We start from the raw sequence: 3351 nt of genomic DNA on the forward strand, positions 1-3351 counted from the left end.
GCTTATTGTCTAAGGTATTGAGTGCCTCGTCATAACGGCCTTGTTCCCATGCGGACAAGCTGGCTTCCAACTCTGCACTTTGTTCGACCTTCGCCGAAAAGTACTGCCAACCAAGCAAGTAACTTGAACGCTAATATGCTTGACCCTCTGATTGAACTATTGAATATCGGTGGCCCAGTCGTCTGGATTCTTCTTGCCCTTTCGGTAATATCCCTGTCTATCGTTTTGTTGAAATGTTGGCAGTACTTTTCGGCGAAGGTCGAACAAAGTGCAGAGTTGGAAGCCAGCTTGTCCGCATGGGAACAAGGCCGTTATGACGAGGCACTCAATACCTTAGACAATAAGCAAGCCATTCCAAAGCTAGTTCGTCATGCCATGGATGGTCACCTAGCCAACGAAGATCAAAACATTCTTGAGCGAGAGCTGACACGCCAAGCCAATCAAATCATCATGGACTTGCGCGGATTGCTGAAGCCATTGGAAGTCATTGCCACCTTAAGCCCATTACTAGGTTTGATGGGAACCGTGCTTGGTATGATTGAGGCCTTTCAGCAAATGCAGTCAGCCGGATCCAATGTCGACCCCGCTGTACTCTCAGGCGGTATCTGGCAAGCCTTGCTCACCACAGCCGCTGGCTTAGCCGTCGCTATCCCCGTTGCGGCAGCTTATGCCTGGTTTGACCGTCGAGCCGAGCGTGTTGCCCATCACATCAATGACTCGGTAAGTCGTGTCTTCACTAAGTTCTCTGCGAACAACACCCCTACCAACGACAGCCCTACCAAGATGGTGAACGAGACTCTTCATGTTGCTTAAGGTTCAAACAAAACCTAAGAACCTCGTCAGCCTAACGCCACTCATTGATGTGGTGTTTATCCTGCTGCTGTTCTTTATGCTCACCTCTAGCTTCAGTCAATTTCGGCAAATTGAACTTGGGCAGTTATCTCAGGGCGCGCACTCAAGTGCAGAACAAAACCGCCTGTTGATTCTCGATAGGAATTTGCTCGAATTAAATGGCACCCAATACTCACTTAGCGATGCAGCTCTCAGCGAGGGCTTAAAGGATATTGCGATGCAGCAGAGCTCTCTTATTGTTGCGGCACTCAGCCAAGTTGATATCCAAAGTTTGGTGTCTGTTCTTGATTTTTGCCGTGCTCAGGGCGTGAGCAATCTCAACCTTGCCGAGTCGGTATCGCGATGAAGCTTATTCATATCGAAGCGTCCAAAAACAATAGCCTTAACCTGGACGGCAATATGGTCCCTGCGATCAATATCGTCTTCTTGTTATTGATCTTCTTTATGGTGGCCGGTCAGATTAAATCGCCAAGCAAGAGCCTGGAATTGCCCAATTCACAAAATGATCAGAAAGTGGACGCGAAGACGCTGGTACTGGAAATTCATGCAAATGGAGAATACTTACTGGAAGGTGAGCAAGTTAATGACGAACTTAGCAAAGTGTTTTCTGATCAGACGATCACAGAACTGAGTATACGCATTCACCGCCAGCTTCCCGCTTCTGCATTAGACCCGGTGCTAAAGCTGGCACGAACTTACGGCATGGAAAGCCTGAGCATTCAGACGATTCAGCCATGAAGATAAAAAGTGCTCACATAACAACAGCAAGTCTCTTTGCGATCGCGCTCCACTTTTCCCTGGCACTAGCTTATAGCATCTATAGCTCGCCCTCTGCTATTGCCATGAGCGGAGCTCAACAAGCAGGTGAAGACGGTTTAATAGCAGGCTTGGGTCTGGCAGGAAGCTTTGTGGATACCAGTGCCGCGGCCTCAAGTGAAGAAGCACCCAACGAGCAAGTTCAAGAAGAGCTTGTCGATATCAAAGAAGCCCAAACACCAGACGAAGTCGCAGAAATCGAACCAGCGCTTGAAGCAATAGAAGAAACAATAGAAGAACCCACACCCGTCGAAACAATTGATCTGGAGAAGAAACAAGCAGATCTGCCAGCCGAGCTTGCTGCTCCTGAGCAGGTGGCTAAAAAGCTAGAAACGACTCAACCAGAAACTAAGCAAGCAGAAACAAAGCAGGCTGAAGACAGCAAAACTCAGGAAGACATATTTGATAGTAAACAAAACAGTCGAGCAACTATCAAAGCAACGGGAACAGGGAAAAGCACTACGACAGGAGGTAAACCAGCTATTCAGCAAACTTATCTTTCTCGTATTCTCGCCCATGCTGCGCGCCATAAACGCTACCCTCGAAGTGCCCGCCGAGCAGGCGTGACCGGCACTGTTCACGTTAATTTTTATCTAAAAACAAATGGTCGTCTAAAACGACCAAGGATTACAAAAAGTTCGGGAGACCCTCGCCTGGATCAGGAAGCTCTAGACATGCTGCTACGAGCTACCCCCTTTCCAGCGATACCAGAAGAATTGAGCAAGGACGGTCTCGACCTTACCTTGCCGATTGAATTTTCACTTAACTCATCCAACACGCTTTTTTAAGGAAGTATCATGTCTCACAACATTAATAATCCGGCCCGAGACTCGGAAACAAACCACACTGCACAAAACCCGAAAACTTTTTCTACGACTCGTTCTTCTGGAACATTAGCCCTGGCGATATCCGGTGCTCTAATGACGGGTATGGCAAGCGCTGAAGAGCCCACTCCAGAAAGCATCAAGCTTGATAAGCTTAAAATTGAAGAGTCTGTCACACCCGACACAAACCCTTATGCGACACCAGGTTCCCCTTACCTAGCGGAACGCCTTTCTGACCCTCGCCGAACAAGAACACTGGCTGAAACTCCGGCAACAATAAATGTTGTGACGACTACACAGGTCGCCGAGTCTGGCCGTAGTGACTTGCGCACTATTTTGGATGGTCAGCCTGGCATTACCCTGGGAACAGGCGAAAACGGAAATGCCTTTGGTGACCGCTATGTTATTCGTGGTCATGAAGCGCGCAGTGATGTCTTCGTCGACGGCTTACGCGACCCGGGCATGACCATTCGTGAAAGTTTCGCTGTTGAGCAAGTTGAAATCAGTAAAGGCCCTAGCGCGAGCTTTGCAGGGCGCGGCACAACAGGTGGAGCGGTGAACTCGGCAACCAAACGTGCAAGCACCGAGTATGACTTTGCGAAAGGCTCTATCGGTATCGGCACCGATTGGCACCACCGCGTCACGGCTGATATCAACCAGGTCATTGATTATGACACTGCCCTACGTGTTAACCTGCTTAAGTCAGGTGAAAATGTTCCCGACCGTGACCCGGCTGACCGAAATCGCGCCGGTGCAGCAATCTCACTATCTCACCAGGTAACAGATCAGCTAGAAATCGTTGCGGATGTCTATCATTTCCGAGGCGAAGATAGCCCGGACTTAGGTACCTACATAGATG

5 protein-coding genes are annotated in these 3351 nt (G+C 49.0%); all 5 read left to right on the forward strand.

Annotation, left to right across the window (positions count from 1 at the left end):
- Window positions 1–123: 123 nt before the first annotated feature.
- Complete coding sequence (locus A3757_RS09350) at window positions 124–813, forward strand: MotA/TolQ/ExbB proton channel family protein (RefSeq protein ID WP_231878246.1); 690 nt, start codon at window positions 124–126, stop codon at window positions 811–813.
- Window positions 803–1198 (forward strand): biopolymer transporter ExbD, encoded by a 396-nt coding sequence (locus tag A3757_RS09355; protein ID WP_068513304.1) that lies wholly within the window; start codon window positions 803–805, stop codon window positions 1196–1198. The genes A3757_RS09350 and A3757_RS09355 overlap by 11 nt, the downstream gene beginning before the upstream one ends.
- Entirely contained in the window at window positions 1195–1590 is a 396-nt protein-coding gene (locus A3757_RS09360; protein ID WP_068513307.1) for a biopolymer transporter ExbD, read from the forward strand. The genes A3757_RS09355 and A3757_RS09360 overlap by 4 nt, the downstream gene beginning before the upstream one ends.
- Window positions 1587–2456, forward strand: a complete 870-nt coding sequence (locus A3757_RS09365; RefSeq protein ID WP_068513311.1) for an energy transducer TonB — start codon at window positions 1587–1589, stop codon at window positions 2454–2456. The genes A3757_RS09360 and A3757_RS09365 overlap by 4 nt, the downstream gene beginning before the upstream one ends.
- A 9-nt stretch (window positions 2457–2465) precedes the next feature.
- On the forward strand, window positions 2466–3351 hold an 886-nt coding region (locus A3757_RS09370; protein WP_231878247.1), incomplete at its 3' end, for a TonB-dependent receptor plug domain-containing protein.

The organism is Oleiphilus sp. HI0117 (genome assembly GCF_001635235.1).

Excerpts from the sequence above, each read along its gene's own strand:
- A3757_RS09355 (WP_068513304.1), top strand. The coding sequence starts at position 803 with ATGTTGCTTAAGGTTCAAACAAAACCTAAGAACCTCGTCAGCCTAACG.
- A3757_RS09360 (WP_068513307.1), top strand. The coding sequence starts at position 1,195 with ATGAAGCTTATTCATATCGAAGCGTCCAAAAACAATAGCCTTAACCTG.
- A3757_RS09365 (WP_068513311.1), top strand. The coding sequence starts at position 1,587 with ATGAAGATAAAAAGTGCTCACATAACAACAGCAAGTCTCTTTGCGATC.